Annotated in this window: 13 protein-coding genes; 5 read left to right on the top strand and 8 right to left on the bottom strand. The window is 42.3% G+C overall.

Going from position 1 to position 18,378, the window contains the following annotated elements; translation table 11 throughout:
• Positions 1-3: 3 nt before the first annotated feature.
• From B7720_RS02115 to pbp1b, 4 genes are all read right to left on the bottom strand, one after another.
• Complete coding sequence (locus B7720_RS02115) at positions 4-1,134, bottom strand: N-acetyldiaminopimelate deacetylase (RefSeq protein WP_084856268.1); 1,131 nt, start codon at positions 1,132-1,134, stop codon at positions 4-6.
• Positions 1,135-1,195: 61 nt separating this feature from the next.
• On the bottom strand, positions 1,196-1,894 hold the full coding sequence (gene dapD / locus B7720_RS02110) for a 2,3,4,5-tetrahydropyridine-2,6-dicarboxylate N-acetyltransferase (protein ID WP_084856266.1): 699 nt from the start codon (positions 1,892-1,894) through the stop codon (positions 1,196-1,198).
• 84 nt (positions 1,895-1,978) lie between these two features.
• Positions 1,979-2,890, bottom strand: a complete 912-nt coding sequence (locus tag B7720_RS02105; protein ID WP_084856264.1) for a DMT family transporter — start codon at positions 2,888-2,890, stop codon at positions 1,979-1,981.
• A gap of 77 nt (positions 2,891-2,967) precedes the next feature.
• Complete coding sequence (pbp1b, locus tag B7720_RS02100; protein ID WP_084856261.1) at positions 2,968-5,475, bottom strand: penicillin-binding protein PBP1B; 2,508 nt, start codon at positions 5,473-5,475, stop codon at positions 2,968-2,970.
• 140 nt (positions 5,476-5,615) lie between these two features.
• On the opposite strand from pbp1b, the gene tyrS reads away from it, so the two are divergent.
• Complete coding sequence (tyrS, locus tag B7720_RS02095) at positions 5,616-6,872, top strand: tyrosine--tRNA ligase (protein WP_044020095.1); 1,257 nt, start codon at positions 5,616-5,618, stop codon at positions 6,870-6,872.
• A 77-nt stretch (positions 6,873-6,949) separates the two neighbouring features.
• Here the strand turns inward: tyrS and B7720_RS02090 are convergent, their stop codons facing one another.
• Positions 6,950-9,010, bottom strand: coding sequence for a heavy metal translocating P-type ATPase (locus B7720_RS02090; protein WP_000008775.1), 2,061 nt, complete (start codon positions 9,008-9,010; stop codon positions 6,950-6,952).
• 1 nt (position 9,011) lies between these two features.
• Positions 9,012-9,290, bottom strand: a complete 279-nt coding sequence (locus B7720_RS02085) for a DUF6110 family protein (protein ID WP_000910910.1) — start codon at positions 9,288-9,290, stop codon at positions 9,012-9,014.
• 151 nt (positions 9,291-9,441) lie between these two features.
• Here B7720_RS02085 and B7720_RS02080 point away from each other — a divergent pair, with 151 nt between their 5' ends.
• The gene (locus B7720_RS02080) at positions 9,442-10,290 is read left to right on the top strand and encodes a putative RNA methyltransferase (protein WP_084856260.1); all 849 of its coding nucleotides are present in this window, start codon (positions 9,442-9,444) and stop codon (positions 10,288-10,290) included.
• 62 nt (positions 10,291-10,352) lie between these two features.
• On the opposite strand, the gene glgP is transcribed toward B7720_RS02080, so the two are convergent.
• A complete protein-coding gene (glgP, locus tag B7720_RS02075) occupies positions 10,353-12,611 on the bottom strand; it encodes a glycogen/starch/alpha-glucan family phosphorylase (protein ID WP_084856257.1) in 2,259 nt (752 codons plus the stop codon).
• Between the two features lie 24 nt (positions 12,612-12,635).
• The gene (gene malQ / locus B7720_RS02070; RefSeq protein ID WP_049501519.1) at positions 12,636-14,153 is read right to left on the bottom strand and encodes a 4-alpha-glucanotransferase; all 1,518 of its coding nucleotides are present in this window, start codon (positions 14,151-14,153) and stop codon (positions 12,636-12,638) included.
• A 476-nt stretch (positions 14,154-14,629) separates the two neighbouring features.
• Between malQ and B7720_RS02065 the strand changes: the two genes are divergently transcribed.
• The 3 genes from B7720_RS02065 (at position 14,630) to B7720_RS02055 (ending at position 18,164) form a co-directional block, all read left to right on the top strand.
• A complete protein-coding gene (locus B7720_RS02065; protein WP_049478972.1) occupies positions 14,630-15,901 on the top strand; it encodes an extracellular solute-binding protein in 1,272 nt (423 codons plus the stop codon).
• A 126-nt stretch (positions 15,902-16,027) separates the two neighbouring features.
• Positions 16,028-17,320 carry a carbohydrate ABC transporter permease gene (locus B7720_RS02060; protein WP_000431414.1) on the top strand — a complete coding sequence of 431 codons (1,293 nt, stop codon included), beginning with the start codon at positions 16,028-16,030 and terminating at the stop codon, positions 17,318-17,320.
• Position 17,321: 1 nt separating this feature from the next.
• A complete protein-coding gene (locus B7720_RS02055; protein ID WP_001065654.1) occupies positions 17,322-18,164 on the top strand; it encodes a sugar ABC transporter permease in 843 nt (280 codons plus the stop codon).
• The last annotated feature ends 214 nt before the right edge of the window (positions 18,165-18,378 follow it).

Below are 18,378 nucleotides of genomic sequence, written 5' to 3'. Positions count from 1 at the left end.
CCTCTACTCTGCTGCCTTCTTTTTCAAGAAACTAGAGACCGCATCTACCCCAATGGCTAAGGCTTCTTCCTTAGGACTCATCTGAGGGTGATGAAGGGCGTAGGGACTATCGATACCTAGCCAGAACATAACTCCATCTACCTTCGAAAGGAGATAACCAAAGTCCTCACCAGTCATAGCAGGCTCGATATCAATCAACTCGATTCCCTCTTTCTCTTCAAAAAAGTCCATCAGTTCACGCGCCAAGGCTGGATTGTTCTCAACAGGTAGGTAGCCTCCTTGCTTGAGTTCTACTTCGACTTCCATATCAAAGGCTGCTGCAACCCCTTCTGCGACTGTCTTGACTCTTTTTTGTACCAAGAGGCTCATGTCCTGAGTCAAGGCGCGAATGGTTCCGTGTAAAAATGCTGTGTCTGTAATGACATTGTTGGTTGTTCCAGCTTGGAAAAGGCCAAAGGTCACCACCGCTCCCTCGATGGGATTGACATTGCGACTGACAACTGACTGTACCTGTGTCACAAAGTAACTAGCAGCCACCAAGGCGTCATTGGCTTCATGCGGGAAGGCTGCGTGTCCTCCTTTTCCTTTGAAACGAACCTTCACCTCACAGGTCCCTGCAAAGAGAGTGTGTGTATTGGTCGCAATCTGGCCGACTTTCAAATCCGGACGAACATGGAGACCATAAAACTGATCTGGCAACCAATCTCCAAAAGCACCATCCTCATACATGAGCATACCACCAGCTTCATTTTCTTCAGCAGGTTGAAACAGAAAAAGCAGATTATTCTTGGGTTGCTCCTCAAGGGCGCGTTCGAGACATCCTAAGGCAATGGTCATATGAAAATCATGGCCACAAGCATGCATGTGGCCTTGGTGTTGAGAGGCGAAAGGCAGTCCTGTTTGTTCGACAATAGGCAGGCCATCAATGTCTGTTCGCCAACCAATGGTTCGCTCCGGCTGACTTCCCTGCAGGTAGACCAAAATCCCTGTTCGCCAAGTACAAATTTGAACAAAATCCTTGCCCGTAGTCAATTTCTCAATCACATCCAGCAAATAAGCCTGAGTCTTGAATTCCTCCAAGCCAATCTCTGGAATCTGGTGTAAATCTCGTCTAGTCTGAATCAAATCTAACATCTATCGATCCTCCTTTTGATAGAAGAAAGAGGCTGGAAGAAGTATCCGCCTCTTTTTATTTTTACAAGGTACGAAGCGCATCCTCAAGCGCTGTTTTTTGTTGGGTTTGGGCATCGATCTCTTTGATGATACGAGCTGGAACACCTGCCACTACCACGTTTTCTGGAACATCTTGGGTAACAATAGCTCCTGCTGCAACAACTGAACCACTGCCGATTTGGACCCCTTCGATCACCACTGCATTAGCACCGATAAGAACATTATCTCCGACACGGACTGGATCTGCGCTAGCTGGCTCAATCACACCCGCCAAAACTGCACCTGCACCAACGTGGCTGTTTTTTCCAACGATAGCACGGCCTCCAAGGATGGCACCCATGTCAATCATGGTTCCAGCACCAATTTCAGCACCGATATTGATAACAGCTCCCATCATGATAACAGCATTGTCACCAATTTCAACCTGGTCACGGATAATAGCACCTGGCTCGATACGAGCGTTGATTGCACGTTTATCTAGCAAAGGAACTGCAGAATTACGAGCATCTTGCTCGACAACGTAATCTTGATTTTCTACCAAACCTTCAAGAAGCGGAGCGACATCCTTCCAGTCTCCGAATAAAACATTTCCTAGTTTGACAACAGAGCTAGGCACAGCAGATGCGAGTTGCCCCTCAAAGGTTACTTTGACACTGGTTTTCTTTTCAGCATTGGCGATAAATTGGATAATTTCTTGAGCGTTCATTTTTGTAGCAGTCATAGGCGCCTCCTGGTTCGTTATAATGATACCTATTCTACCAAAAAAGGCTTCAAATTTGAAGCCTCAACTATCAAATAAGCATCTTTACTGGGCTTGTTTTGCTTCTTCTACAGATAAGAAAATCATCGGAACGATAATCAACACCATAGCCAAGGCCAAAAAACCATCCATGACCAATCCCAGAAAAAGAACACTTAATAAAGCTGAAGAAAGAGGTTCGCTAGCACTCACCACCGATACAACCAGCGGGGAAACGAGTGACACAGCCTTCATAGATAGGAAGAAGGCAAAAGCGGTGCCAAACACGGCAATCGTCAGACAAATCAGCACACTTACCAAATCCACTTGAAAACTTATCTGATAAATAGGGTATAGGAAATTACTAAAGAGTCCTGCCAAAATCATCCCCCAACCAACAGTGGGTACAAAACCATAGTGGCGGGCAAATCGTTGAGGCAAGATGACATTAAACATGACGCCTACTGCACTGAGCAAGCCTGTCACTAGAGCCAAAGGTGTCATGGACAACTGGGACAAGTCCCCTTTTGTGGCCATCAAAAAAACACCTAGCATGGCAATCAAAACGTAGAAAACAGCTGTAATCGAAGCCTTCTTCTGGTACACGAGGCGATTGTAAAACAGGATAAAAACTGGGCTGATAAATTGCAAAATGGTCGCTGTCGTCGCATTGGAATACTCAACGCAGAGATAAAAGAAAAACTGCACAGAAAAAATACCTAGAATAGCATAGGCTAAAAAAGGTAGATAATTTTTCTTATCACGCCAGATGTCCAACAAGCGGCTACGCAACTGAAAAGCAGATAAACCTAAAACCAAACTCCCTGCTACTAGTAAACGCATAGAAGTAATCCATCCAGAAGACACTGGATAATGAGTGAAAAAATACTCTCCTAAAATCCCACAAATCCCCCAGATTAGGCCTGAGAGTAGCGAGTATACTGTCCCCTTAACAATCTTTTTCTGATAATGATTCATATTATTATTGTAACACGAAACCAACAAAGAAAAAAGTAGCAACAAGGAGAAATTACTAACCTTGCTACTACTCTTTCTTAACGATTAAATAGACGTGAACGTCCTGAAGAACCACTTTGAGTATTTCCACTCGAACTTGAACTTCCAGAGCTACTGCTTGAACTTGAGCTTGGAGGAGTCACTGCTGGAACGCTTCCTAGAATATTCTTCCATGCGTTCAGATAATCTGCATCGCTTCCTCCAATAGCAAAGCGATAGGTGGTCACTGGGGCGCCTTCCTTAGTCGCCCAGTAGCTCGTTACTGTTGATCCAGAAACTTCTATTTCTTTCCCATTGATAGAAACCTTGCCTGGTTTTTGTCCTGTAGATCGGAGAACTTGTGACTTGGTCACACTTGGATCCAGATTAAAGCGCTCATTCCCCCATATTCCAGGTTCAGCTTGTTGGATAGCATTGACCAAGTGGGCCATATAGTTGGCATTACGGTAATGGCCTGCTCCTTTGGCTAGTGGTCGGTTGTCGTCGTGACCTAACCAGCCACCCAAAGTCAAGCGAGGTGTAGAAAGCATGAGCCACATATTTTCATCTTCATTGGTTGTACCAGTTTTTCCGATCCAGTCAGCACGAGCTAGGGATGGATTGATAGTCGTCAAGTCCGTCTGGAAACTTGAAGTAATCCGAGATGAAATAACATCCCGAAGGAGACTTTGCATGATGGTTGCTGTCGCTTTTGAATAAACTTGGACAGGCTCATCCTTGTGCTCGTATACCAATCGGCCATCCGTTGACTCGATCTTCGCGATCATATGTTTCTTATGGTAAACTCCATTGTTGGCCAGAGTTTGATACCCGTTGGTATGCTGGGCAACTGTAACGTCAATCCCCCCACCCATCGGTAAACTTTCAATGCCATATTCTGGGATTTCATAACCCATTTTTTCCATATAGCCCTTGACATCAACACCCTTCTCTCGAAGCGTACGATACGTCCAGTAGGCTGGGATATTCCATGAGTAGTTAAGGGCTTCTCCCAATGTCATCATGCCCGTACCAGGACTATTGACATACATGATGGGATTCCCGTTTGAGAAGTTGGTAGGATAGTTTGACAAGATACTTGCACTTCCCATCAGACCTTGATCAATGGCAATACTGTAAGCCAATATCGGCTTAGTAGTCGAAGCAGGAGAACGCTTGGTATCAATAGCGTGATTGTTCTGATTTTCTTGATAATTACGGCCACCAACAAATCCAAGGATAGCTCCCGTTTGGTTGTCCATGAGGACATTCCCCACCTCAGGCTGACCTGTCGAATCATCTAGCAGATAGCCGTAGGTCGCAACCGCATTTTGCATCGCAGCATGAACATTTTTATTGATAGTTGTCGTAATCTTATATCCACCATTTTCAATTTCCTTAGTGGCTAAATCACGATAGGATTTCTGAATGGACTCATTCTTTAATTCTTGCGCAGAAACATTATCTCGTTGGACGAGGTAGTCATACATACGATCAGTTGCTTCTGCCAAGGTTGCATAGTAGAGATAGTCACGCGAAGTACCACTAACACTACCTGATGGTAGGAAGTCTTTCTTAAAGTCATAATCTTTGTACTTATCGTAGTCTTCCTGACTTAGAGCCCCTGTTCGGTACATATTGTAGAGGACATCCTTGGCACGCTTAATTCCCAAAGCCATGTCCTCATCACTCTTCATGCTACCATCAGATTCATAAGGAGAATAACTGATTGGACTCTGTGGCAATCCTGCGATAAAGGCAGCTTGAGGGACCGTTAAATCCGAAGCATTGACACCAAAGATTCCTTCTGCAGCCTGCTGGGCACCTGCAATATTTTGGCCTTTATGATTGCGACCAAAAGGAGCTATGTTAAGGTAGGTTGTCAAAATCTCATCCTTACCCATGGCCCTTTCTAAAGCAAGAGCATCAATAATCTCTTTAGCCTTACGAGCTAGAGTTGGAGCATCCCCCACTACTTGTTGCTTGATGACCTGCTGGGTCAAGGTCGAACCACCACTAGACGAGCCTAGACCGACAAAGGTTCCCAAGGTCGCACGAATAACGGCCTTAGGCACAACTCCCTTGTGCTCATTGAAATGCTCGTCCTCTGTCGCAACAATGGCTTTCTTAAGGTTATCTGAGATAGCATCTGAAGCGACTGAAGTGCGCAACAAATCACCCTCGATCGAGGCAATGGTACTGCCGTCAGAATAAGTGATTTCTGAGATAGAGGCAATATCCTTCACTTGCTTGACCAACTCTTCTGCTTGAGGCACCTGAGCCTTGTCAAATAGAGCGACTCCATAACCCATAGCTACACCAGCGCCAAACAGTCCACCGATAAAACCTAAGATAAAGAGAGTGTTAAAGACTATTTTAAACCCACTCAAAACCTTAGCAAAATTAGATCCTGCCCTTCCAACTTTGTCAGAAGAGGTCCCCTTTTTACCGGTTTTCTTATTAGCCAGTTTTTCTGCTAGTCTTTTCTTCCATTTTGCAATTCGTTGCATTAGCTGCTGGAAAAAATGCAGCATTTTTGTTTTTAATTCATTAATTCTTTCTTTCATGAATGTCCTCGCTTTCTCTATTATACCATAAAAGGGAAACTTTCAATAAAATAGCCACTTTCTTCCCTATTCCACTAGGCTATTGTCCGAGTTTGTGATACAATAGGTAGAAACAATATTTTATAAAGGAGAAAAGACACATGCACATTTTTGATGAGCTAAAAGAGCGTGGTTTGATTTTTCAAACGACTGATGAAGAAGCTTTGCGTAAAGCCCTAGAAGAAGGTCAAGTTTCTTATTATACTGGCTACGATCCAACTGCTGATAGCCTTCACCTCGGCCACCTTGTCGCAATCTTGACCAGTCGTCGCTTGCAGTTAGCAGGTCATAAACCATATGCGCTCGTTGGCGGTGCTACAGGTCTCATCGGAGATCCGTCCTTCAAAGATGCTGAGCGTAGTCTCCAAACAAAAGACACAGTAGAGGGCTGGGTCAAGTCTATCCAAGGGCAACTTTCTCGTTTTCTTGACTTTGAAAATGGTGAAAATAAGGCTGTCATGGTCAACAACTACGACTGGTTTGGCAGTATCAGCTTCATTGACTTCCTCCGTGACGTCGGAAAATACTTCACTGTCAACTACATGATGAGTAAGGAATCTGTGAAGAAACGGATCGAGACAGGGATTTCTTACACTGAGTTTGCCTACCAAATCATGCAAGGGTACGACTTCTATGTCCTTAACCAAGACTACAATGTTACTCTGCAAATCGGTGGTTCTGACCAGTGGGGAAATATGACAGCTGGTACCGAATTGCTTCGTCGTAAGGCTGACAAGACTGGTCACGTGATCACTGTTCCACTCATCACAGACGCAACTGGTAAGAAATTTGGTAAGTCAGAAGGAAACGCAGTTTGGCTTAACCCTGAAAAGACTTCTCCATACGAAATGTACCAATTCTGGATGAACGTGATGGATGCTGACGCTGTTCGCTTCTTGAAAATCTTTACCTTCTTGTCACTCGATGAGATTGAAGACATCCGCAAAGAGTTTGAAGCGGCTCCACACGAACGCTTGGCACAAAAGGTCCTCGCTCGTGAAGTCGTGACTCTTGTTCACGGAGAAGAAGCTTACAAAGAAGCCCTTAACATCACCGAGCAACTCTTTGCTGGAAACATCAAAAACCTTTCTGTCAAAGAACTCAAACAAGGACTTCGTGGAGTGCCAAACTACCAAGTAAAAGCAGACGAAAACCACAATATCGTGGAACTCCTCGTGTCATCTGGTGTGGTGAATTCAAAACGCCAAGCCCGTGAAGACGTCCAAAACGGAGCTATCTACGTCAACGGCGACCGTATCCAAGACCTTGACTATGTCTTGAGTGACGCAGATAAGTTAGAAAACGAACTCACTGTTATCCGCCGCGGGAAGAAGAAATACTTTGTGTTGACTTACTAAATTGTTAAACATTTACCTATAAACAAAGGAGTTACCCTCGAGAAAGGTAACTCCTTTTTGCTGTGAATAGTCCCCACCTATCCCTTAATAGACAGGCTACGCAGGACTATGCGTAAGGTTGTTAGATTATGTAGGATAGAGAGGTTTGAAGGACTGAGCCAATTAAACAAGCCAAAGCCAATCAAACTACTATTTACGACAACGGTATCTTGAATATTCTTCTTGATGAGTGTTTGCAAAGATGATGATAGCCAATCCAACTCTTGGAAGAAATCCAAACGATTATCTAACAATAAGATATCGCTCATCTGCTTAGAAATATCTGCACTCTCATTCATCACCACACCGATATCTGATAGGGTTAGAGCCGCTGAGTCATTCAATCCATCTCCAACCATCAAAATCGTGTGACCTGCTTTCTGCAGTTCCTCTACTAACTCAAATTTCCCATCAGGTTTCAAGTCTGTATAGACCTGATCAAAGGGCAAATCTTTGACTAATTCCTCTGTCCTAACCAAGGTGTCCCCTGTTGCCAGAATCAATTTTTTCCCTTGTGCCTTAAGTTTCTCCAAGGCTGCTTTTGCTTCTTTTCTCAAAGGAGTATGAATGCAGAACATTCCAATCAATTCATTCTGATAAGCCAAGAATAAGAGATTGTAGTGACTCTTGTACTCTTCAATTAAAGCATTTTGTTCTGAACTGATATGAATCTGCTCATCCTGCATCAAGACATAATTCCCAATAAGAACTGGTTGGCCATCTATATGAGATTTGATCCCCTTGCTTGCAATATATTGGAGTTTCCCATGCATTTCCTCATGTTCAATTCCCTCTATCTCAGCTTGCTTGACGATGGCATTAGCAATAGGATGATAAATGTGTTCCTCAAGACAGGCACTGATTCTGAGAATATCTTCCTCACTATAGTCCCCAAAAGGTAACACCTTTTCAACTATAGGATAACTAGTTGTGATTGTTCCCGTCTTATCAAACAAGAAAGTATCAACTTCCAGATATTTCTCCAGAACATCCCCATCCTTAATCACCATTTCACGGTTCAACCCCTCCTTGATAGCTGTCAAATAAGCTACAGGAGTAGAGATTTTCAAAGCGCAGGAGAAATCGACTAATAGGAAAGAAATAGCCTTAGAAAAAGAACCTGTTAATAGGTAAGTTAGCCCAGCCCCCAAGAAATTATATTTGACGACCTTATCCGCCATCTTGATGAAATAGCGTTGTTTCGTTTTCTTGTTTTCTTCAGATTTCTTCATTAACTCAATCAGTTGTAAAATCCGGCTGTTCATCTGATTATCGGTTACACGAATGCGTAACTCTCCAGTTTCTAATACTGTATTTGCACAAACCAAATCAGACTCTCTTTTTTCAACTGGAAAACTCTCTCCCGTCAAGGAACTTTCGTTGACCATACCTAAACCTGAAACTACTTGTCCATCAAACAGAATTTCATTTCCTTGAGATAGGACCAAGACATCTCCTATTTGAACATCGGAACTCTTGATACTAACAACCGTATCGCCCTGTACTAAGAATACGTCGCTCTCTTTTGCAAGAAGGCTTTGTTCTAAATCTGTTGCAGTTTTTTTCAAAGACCACTGATCTAAATGATTCCCCAAATCAAGCATAAACATGATATTGCTAGCTGTCTTGGATTGGTTCATAAACAAGGACAATAAAATCGCCGAACAGTCCAAGACTTCCATCGTTAGTTCCTTACGCGCTAGTGTTTGATAGGCTTCTCTAATATAACCCAAAGCCTGATAACAAGTCCATATATAGCGAATAGGATACGGCACAAAACTACGAAAAAGTACACGCTTAATCGCTGCACCTGAAACAATAGAATAAGCACTCTCTTCTCTACGAATGGGAAGAGTCATCAACTCAGAAACTTTCCCTTTATCAATTCTTTTTAAAAAGGCTTCTGCATTATCTAATACAGAAAAGCCTTCTTTTATGCGTAGAGTAAAGTGCTGTTGATCCATGTAAAACTGGATAGACTCAATCCCCTTTTCATCTCTCGCCAAGGAACGAAGATAGTCTTGAATATCCAAGGTGAGTGAAAAAGAAGATGATAGTCGGATATGTTGGTATCCTCTATGTAGCACTTTAAAAGACATATTATTCTCCTATAAGGCTATCTAATTGCTCTTCTTTTTTCTCTTGCTCGTACAAATATTTGGCATCTTGCAAGACATCGTCTCCATGTTGTTTCACAACAGAAACAGATGCATCTAGCCCGTCTTTCAACTTGTAAGCCTTAGCCAAAGCTTTAGAATAACCTTTTTTAGCTTCCTTACTTGCCAAGATTTTCAAACCAAGGGTACCAAATGCGACACCACCCAAAAAGAGTGATGATTTTTTCGCAACTTTTGCAACGGTTAATACTTCTTTTAACATACTTATTTCCTCCTTATCATTATTATATAGAAATTTAGATATAAAAGCAATTTTATTCTATAAATTGGAGAATTAGTTTTATTTCTACTGAATCTCCCATCTACTTATTTCTAAAGTTGCTTTCATTTGCCTCTTTTGATACACTTAAACTATGAATACAAACCTCAAACCCAAACTTCAGCGTTTTGCTTCTGCGACTGCCTTTTCCTGCCCTATCTGCCAAGAAAATCTGGCCTTGGTAGAGTCTAGCCTCAAGTGTAGCAACCGCCATTCTTTTGATCTGGCAAAATTCGGCTATGTCAACTTGGCTCCGCAAATCAAGCAATCTGCCAACTACGACAAGGAAAACTTCCAAAACCGCCAGCAAATTCTTGAAGCTGGTTTTTATCAGGCTATTTTAGAAGGTATCTCGGACTTACTAACAACTAATCCATCCGCAAAAACAGTCTTGGATATCGGTTGTGGCGAAGGTTTCTACTCTCGTAAACTCCAAGAAAGTCACTCTGACAAAACCTTTTACGCCTTTGATATTTCAAAAGATTCCGTTCAAATCGCTGCCAAGAGCGAACCAAACTGGGCGGTCAACTGGTTTGTCGGCGACCTGGCTCGTCTTCCTATAAAAGACGCCAGCATGGATATCCTGCTTGATATCTTCTCGCCTGCCAACTATGGGGAATTCCGTCGCGTTTTATCCAAAGACGGTATTTTGATCAAGGTCATCCCAACTGAAAATCACCTCAAAGAAATCCGTCAAATGGTGCAGGACCAGCTGACAAAGAAGGATTATTCCAACCAAGATATCAAAGAACATTTCCAGGAACATTTCAGCATCCAATCTAGTCAGATTGCTTCCTTAACAAAACCTATCTCGGCTGAGCAACGCCAAGCCCTGCTTGCCATGACGCCCTTACTCTTTCACGTTGATCATACTAAGATTGACTGGAGCCAACTGACAGAGATTACCATCGAAGCAGAGATTTTGGTTGGGAAAGCAGAGTAATTAAAACTTTCAGATAAGACAAAACCCGCACCTTCAAGGTACGGGTTTAAATTATGTAATTATTAGTTCAAGTGCCAAATATCTTCGTTGTACTGAGCAATTGTACGGTCAGATGAGAAGAATCCTGCTTTAGCAATGTTAACGATGACTTTATCCAACCATGCGTCGCGGTCTTCGTAGTCAGCAAGCATTTGCTCTTTGACTTTAATGTAGTCTTCCAAGTCAAGGAGAGTCATGAACCAGTCTTTGTTGATCAATTCGTTGTAAAGACGTTCCAAGCGTTCTTTCTTACCTACTGCAAGAACAGCATCGCTCACAATGAAGTCAACCAAAGGTTTGATAGCTTCACGAGCATAGAATTCGCTTGATTTGTAAGCTGCTTTTGCGTAAAGGTCGATAACAGTTTCTGAATCTTCACCAAAGATATAGATGTTTTCGTCGCCAACCAACTCAGCGATTTCCACGTTAGCACCGTCCATAGTACCAAGAGTCAAAGCACCGTTCAACATGAATTTCATGTTACCAGTACCTGAAGCTTCTTTAGAAGCAAGTGAGATTTGTTCTGAGATGTCGCATGCTGGGATCAAGAAGCTTGCTGCAGTAACGTTGTAGTTTTCAACCATTACGACTTGCAAGTGTGGAGCTACAGCTGGGTCGTTAGCAATCACTTCTGACAAGCAAAGGATCAAGTGAATGATGTCTTGAGCGATTGTGTAGGCAGGAGCAGCTTTACCACCGAAGAATACTGTGATAGGACGAGCAGGGATGTTACCAGCCTTGATATCAAGGTATTTGTGGATCACATACAAAGCGTTCATTTGTTGGCGTTTGTACTCGTGAAGACGTTTGATTTGGATGTCAAAGATAGAGTTTGTATTGATTTCCACACCTTGGTGTTCTTTCAAGTGACGAGCCAATTTACGTTTGTTGTGAGCCTTGATGCTTTCCAATTTTTCTTTAACAGCAGCCTTGTCTTCGTATGACAAGAGTTTTTCAAGCTCATCTGCTTCATGGTGCCAACCATGTCCAAGAATCTCATCCAAGTAGTGAGACAAGCTTGGGTTAGCATGCATGAGCCAACGACGGAATGTGATACCGTTTGTTTTGTTGTTGAATTTTTCTGGGTAGATGTCGTAGAAAGCTTTCAACTCTGAGTTCTTCAAGATTTCAGTGTGAAGAGCTGCAACCCCGTTTACACTGTATCCGTAGTGGATATCCATGTGAGCCATGTGAACACGTCCGCTCTCATCGATGATTTGAACAGCTGGGTCTTTGTATTCTGCCTTCACACGACGGTCCAATTCTTCGATGATTGGTACCAAGTGAGGAACCACTTCTTCCAAGAATTCAAGAGGCCATTTTTCAAGGGCTTCAGCAAGGATTGTGTGGTTAGTGTAGGCAGTCATGCTACGTACGATTGAGATTGCTTCATCAAGCTCGATACCTCGCGCAGTCAAGAGACGGATCAATTCAGGAATCACCATTGATGGGTGAGTATCGTTGATTTGTACAACAGCGTAGTCTGCAAGGTCATGCAAGTTGCTTCCTTTTTCGATTGCTTCGTCGATGATCAATTGCGCACCGTTTGAAACCATGAAGTATTGTTGGAAGATACGGAGCAATTCACCTTGCTTGTCGCTATCGTCTGGGTAAAGGAAGAGAGTCAAGTTGCGAGCGATATCTGTCTTGTCAAAGTTGATACCATCTTCGATGATAGAAGAATCAACTGAATCCAAGTCAAACAAACGCAAGCGGTTTTTAGTAGCTGTCTTGTAACCAGGTACATCAATATCATAAAGGGTAGATGTCAATGTGAAGTGTGCAAATGGCACTTGGTAGCTACGGCTTGAGCGTACCAACCAGTTTTGCTCTGTCAACCAAGCGTTAGGAATTGTTTCTTGTTGGTTGTTTTTAAGAACTTGTTGGAAAAGACCGAAGTGGTAGTTCAATCCAACACCGTCACCATTCAAACCAAGTGTAGCGATTGAGTCGATAAAGCAGGCTGCCAAACGTCCCAAACCACCGTTACCAAGTGATGGTTCCAATTCTACTTCTTCGATTTCGATCAACTCTTTACCTGCAGCTGCAAGCTCTTTTTTAACTTCGTCATAAAGACCAAGGTTAATCAAGTTGTTTGACAAGAGTTTACCGATCAAGAACTCAGCTGAGATGTAGTAAACCTTTTTCTTACCAGTGTTAACTGGTTTTTGGCTGCTTGCAAGCTTGCTGTAGTTAAGAAGAGCGAGGTAAAGCTCTTCATTGCTACATTCTGCAATGGTTTTATTGTAACGTTTTTGTACAAATTCGTTTAATGGTAACATGTTTATGTGTCTCCTGATAATGTCTTATTTCTTTAATTCTACCAAATTTTCATTGATTCGGCGATAAATTGTAGTCAAGTCAAGCAAAGTTTCTTCAACAGCTGGTGTGAGTTGGTCTGCTGTCATACGCCATGACCAGTTTCCGCCAAGAGTAGATGGGAAGTTCATACGAGCTGACTCATCTAGTTCTAGCAAGTCTTGCATAGTTGCAATAGCCATGAAGCTAACAGATGAAAAGACTGTGCGAAGCATTGCGTGTGGCACTGTTTCGTACTCTTTACGGTTCGTGTAACGAGCCATGTATTCACGAGTTGGATCGTCGATTTCATTACGGTACCAACCAAGAACAGTGTTATTATCGTGTGTTCCTGTGTACATAACAGAGTTGGCAGGTGCCAAGTGTGGGCTATCGATACTTTCATCTTCTGGGTTGAAGGCGAATTGAAGAATCTTCATTCCTGGGAAGCCAGTACGTTCACGCAACTCGATGACTTCATCTGTCATGAAACCAAGGTCTTCTGCGATGATGTTTAGCTCACCAAGCTCTTCCTTAACGGCTGCAAAGAGTTTGTAGCCTGGACCTTTCACCCATTTACCAGGTGCTGCTGTATCGGAACCAGCAGGAATTTCCCAGTAAGATTCGAAACCACGGAAGTGGTCGATACGAACGATATCGTAGATCTTGAAGCTTTCGCGCAAGCGTTCAACCCACCATTTGTAACCGTCTTTGTCCATTGCTTCCCAGTCATAGATTGGGTTGCCCCAAAGCTGACCAGTTGCAGAAAACTCATCTGGTGGGCATCCTGCGATGCAAGTTGCTTTACCATTGGCATCTGTCTTGAAGAGGTGTGGATTTGCCCACATGTCGCTTGAATCTTCCGCTACGTAGATAGGCATGTCCCCAACGATTTCGATGTGGTTATCGTTAGCGTAGGCTTTCAATTTCAACCATTGTTGGAAGAAGAAGTATTGTGTCACACGGTGGTAAACCAACTTGTCTGCCAATTTCTCACGGTAGCTTTCAAGCGCTGAAGCTTTACGGGCACGAGCATCTGCATCTGGCCATTCTGTCCAAGCAAGATTGTCAAAATGCTCTTTGATCGCCATATACTCAGCGAAGAGTTCAAGCCATGATTGGTTGTCTTGAGCAAACTTCTCAAAATCTTTGACATCTCCCACTTCCAAGAAGCGTTTAACTGCTTTTTCTAAAAGCGGACGACGTGCATAATAAATCTTCGCATAATCAACTTCAGATGCATCGCTACCAAAGTCAACACCTTCAAGGTCACTGGCTTCGAGCAAGCCTTGCTCTACCAAGATATCAAGGTCGATAAAATGCGTATTTCCAGCAAAGGCTGAGAATGATTGGTATGGAGAATCTCCATAGCTTGTTGTCCCAAGAGGGAGGATTTGCCAGTAACGTTGCTTGGTACGAACCAAGAAATCAACGAAATCATAGGCGCTTTGGCCAAATGATCCAATCCCGTAAGCTCCTGGAAGAGAAGAGATGTGCATCAACACACCACTTTGACGTTTTTTCATAATAGCACCTCATGTGTTTGTAATAAAACGCTGCGCAAATCAAGGCGCAAACGTTTGCGTTGATTTAAGTATAACGCATTTCAAAAACAAATGCAAGCGGTTTTAAAAAATTTTTTTGAATTATTTTAATCAAACAAAACTTGTTCCCACTGATATTTTATGAAATGAGCCAAAAAAATTTTAAAGATTTTCTGATTTAAGATAATTCATTCCAAACAGCTGCTCTATTTTCTGAAAAATCGAGCAGAATTTACGCAATCGTTTCCCTAATATATTTTCCATTCAAGAGAAACAAACATTTTAAGTTTTTTCCTATATAAAGGCTTTAACAAATGTTTGAATCCTTAAAATTCTTTTAAAAATTTTCCTAAAAACGCTTGCAACCGTTTTCTATTTGTGCTATACTAAGTTCGTAAAAGAAAACGTTTGCGTTTTCTCATTAAATTATTTTTGTTATTCTTTAGGAGGAATACACTATGTCATCTAAATTCATGAAGAGCGCTGCTGTGCTCGGAACTGCTACTCTTGCTAGCTTACTTTTGGTAGCTTGCGGAAGCAAAACTGCTGATAAAGCAGCTGATACTAGCTCATCTGAAGCAAAAGAAATCACTTTCTACGTTGAAGACCAATACAAAGCCTACGCTGAAAAAGTTGCTGCAGCTTATGAAAAAGAATCAGGTACAAAAGTTAACATCAAATCAGGTGACCAACTTGGTGGACTTGACAAACTTTCTCTTGACAACCAATCAGGTCAAGCTGCTGACGTTATGATGGCACCATACGACCGCGTAGGTAGCCTTGGTACTGACGGACAACTTTCAGAAGTTACTTTGAGCGACGGCGCTAAAACAGATGATAAGACTAAATCTCTTGTAACAGCTGCTGACGGTAAAGTTTACGGTGCTCCTGCCGTTATTGAGTCACTTGTTATGTACTACAACAAAGACTTGCTAAAAGAAGCTCCAAAAACTTTTGCTGAATTAGAAGAACTTGCTAAAGACAGCAAATACGCTTTCGCTGGTGAAGATGGCAAAACTACTGCATTCCTAGCCGACTGGACAAACTTCTACTACGCATACGGACTCCTTGCTGGTAACGGTGGTTACGTATTCGGACAAAACGGTAAAGACGCTAAAGACATCGGTCTTGCAAACGACGGTTCTATCACAGGTATCAACTACGCTAAATCTTGGTACGAAAAATGGCCTAAAGGTATGCAAGATACTGAAGGTGCTGCAAACTTGATCCAAACTCAATTCCAAGAAGGTAAAACAGCTGCTATCATCGACGGTCCTTGGAAAGCTCAAGCATTCAAAGATGCTAAAGTAAACTACGGTGTTGCTACTATTCCAACTCTTCCAAATGGTAAAGAATACACACCATTCGGTGGTGGTAAAGCTTGGATCATCCCATCAAGCACTAAGAACCTTGAAGCTGCACAAAAATTTGTAGACTTCCTTGTTTCAACTGAACAACAAAAAGCATTCTACGATGCAACTAACGAAATCCCAGCTAACACTGAAGCTCGTTCATACGCTGAAGGCAAAAACGATGAGTTGACAACAGCTGTTATCAAACAGTTCAAGAACGCTCAACCAATGCCAAACATTTCTCAAATGTCAGCAGTTTGGGATCCAGCTAAAACAATGCTCTTTGACGCTGTAAGTGGTAAAAAAGATGCTAAGACAGCTGCTAACGATGCTGTAACATTGATCAAAGAAACAATCAAACAAAAATTTGGTGAATAATTGAATTCGTTACAAGGGGGGAGAATACAAATCCCCCTTTGATTTTATAAATTTACGAATGATTGCAGTTGCCTATCTAGTGATTGGAGACAAACTTCAATCTCGTATCCTATGAAAGGAGTATTCATGGAAAACCAACAACCTAGCAAAGCAGCCTTGCTTTCAGTGATTCCTGGGTTAGGACAGATTTACAATAAACAAAAGGCCAAAGGTTTTATCTTCCTTGGTGTCACTATCGTATTTGTTCTTTATTTCCTAGCACTTGCAGCCCCTGAATTGCACAATTTGATCACTCTTGGTGACAAGCCAGGTCGTGATAATTCCCTCTTTATGCTGATTCGTGGTGCCTTCCATTTAATCTTTGTAGTCGTTTATGTGCTCTTTTATTTCTCAAATATTAAAGATGCACATACAATCGCAAAACGTATTAACAATGGAATTCCTGTCCCACGTACTTTTAAAGATATGATCAAAGGTATTTATGAGAATGGTTTCCCTTACCTCTTGATCATCCCATCTTACGTCGCTATGACATTTGCGATTATCTTCCCAGTTATCGTAACCTTGATGATTGCCTTTACCAACTATGACTTCCAACACTTGCCACCAAACAAATTGTTGGACTGGGTTGGTTTGACTAACTTTACAAACATCTGGAGCTTAAGTACCTTCCGTTCAGCCTTCGGTGCGGTTCTTTCTTGGACCATCATCTGGGCCTTGTCTGCTTCTACTTTGCAGATTGTGATTGGTATCTTCACCGCTATCATTGCTAACCAACCATTTATCAAAGGAAAACGTATCTTTGGTGTTATTTTCCTTCTTCCTTGGGCTGTTCCAGCCTTCATCACTATCTTGACATTCTCAAACATGTTTAATGATAGTGTCGGTGCCATCAACACTCAAGTATTGCCTATCTTGGCTAAGGTTCTTCCTTTCCTTGACGGTGCTCTTATCCCTTGGAAAACAGACCCAACTTGGACCAAGATTGCCTTGATTATGATGCAAGGTTGGCTAGGATTCCCATACATCTACGTTTTGACTTTGGGTATCTTGCAGTCAATTCCTAACGACCTCTACGAAGCGGCTTATATCGATGGTGCCAATGCTTGGCAAAAATTCCGCAACATCACTTTCCCTATGATTTTGGCTGTTGCAGCACCAACATTGATCAGCCAATACACCTTCAACTTTAACAACTTCTCTATCATGTACCTCTTCAACGGCGGAGGTCCTGGTAGCGTTGGTGGTGGAGCCGGTTCAACTGATATCTTGATCTCATGGATTTATCGTTTGACAACAGGTACATCTCCTCAATACTCTATGGCGGCAGCTGTTACCTTGATCATCTCTATCATTGTCATCTCTATCTCTATGATCGCATTCAAGAAACTACACGCATTTGATATGGAGGACGTCTAAGATGAATAACTCAATCAAACTCAAACGTAGACTGACTCAAACCCTCACTTACCTCTACTTGATTGGTCTTTCAATCGTGATTATCTATCCACTTTTGATTACTATTATGTCAGCCTTCAAGACTGGTAACGTCGTAGCTTTTAAACTAGATGCTAACGTCGACTTTAGCTTTGCCAACTTCCAAGGGCTCTTCACTGAAACCTTGTACGGCACTTGGTACCTCAACACTTTGATTATCGCTTTGATTACAATGGCTGTTCAAACAAGTATCATCGTACTTGCTGGTTACGCCTACAGCCGTTACAACTTCTTGGCTCGTAAACAAAGTTTGGTCTTCTTCTTGATCATCCAAATGGTGCCAACTATGGCCGCTTTGACAGCCTTCTTCGTTATGGCCCTTATGTTGAATGCCCTTAACCATAGCTGGTTCCTCATCTTCCTATATGTCGGTGGTGGTATCCCAATGAACGCTTGGTTGATGAAAGGTTACTTTGACACCGTACCGATGTCTCTTGATGAATCAGCAAAACTAGATGGTGCAGGACACTTCCGCCGCTTCTGGCAAATTGTTCTCCCACTCGTTCGCCCAATGGTTGCAGTACAAGCCCTCTGGGCCTTCATGGGACCTTTCGGAGACTATATCCTCTCTAGTTTCTTGCTTCGTGAGAAAGAATACTTTACAGTTGCCGTTGGTCTACAGACCTTTGTCAGCAATGTGAAAAACTTGAAGATTGCCTACTTCTCAGCAGGTGCTATCCTCATCGCCCTTCCAATCTGTATTCTCTTCTTCTTCTTACAAAAGAACTTTGTTTCAGGACTTACAAGTGGTGGCGACAAGGGGTAATATACCCCCGCCACCCTTTTTCATTTTATACTCTTCGAAAATCTCTTCAAACCACGTCAGCTTTATCTCCAACCTCAAAGCTGTGCTTTGAGCAACCTGCGGCTAGCTTCCTAGTTTGCTCTTTGATTTTCATTGAGTATTAGCGATTGTTACTGTAAATAATATTCCTGCAACAAGCAATTTATCTCCTAGACTTGAAATAAAGCACATTTCT

The organism is Streptococcus oralis subsp. oralis (genome assembly GCF_002096455.1).
Lineage (GTDB): Bacteria > Bacillota > Bacilli > Lactobacillales > Streptococcaceae > Streptococcus > Streptococcus oralis_CY.
Note: the sequence above shows the minus strand (reverse complement) of the source record. Positions and strands in the feature narration are given on the sequence as shown.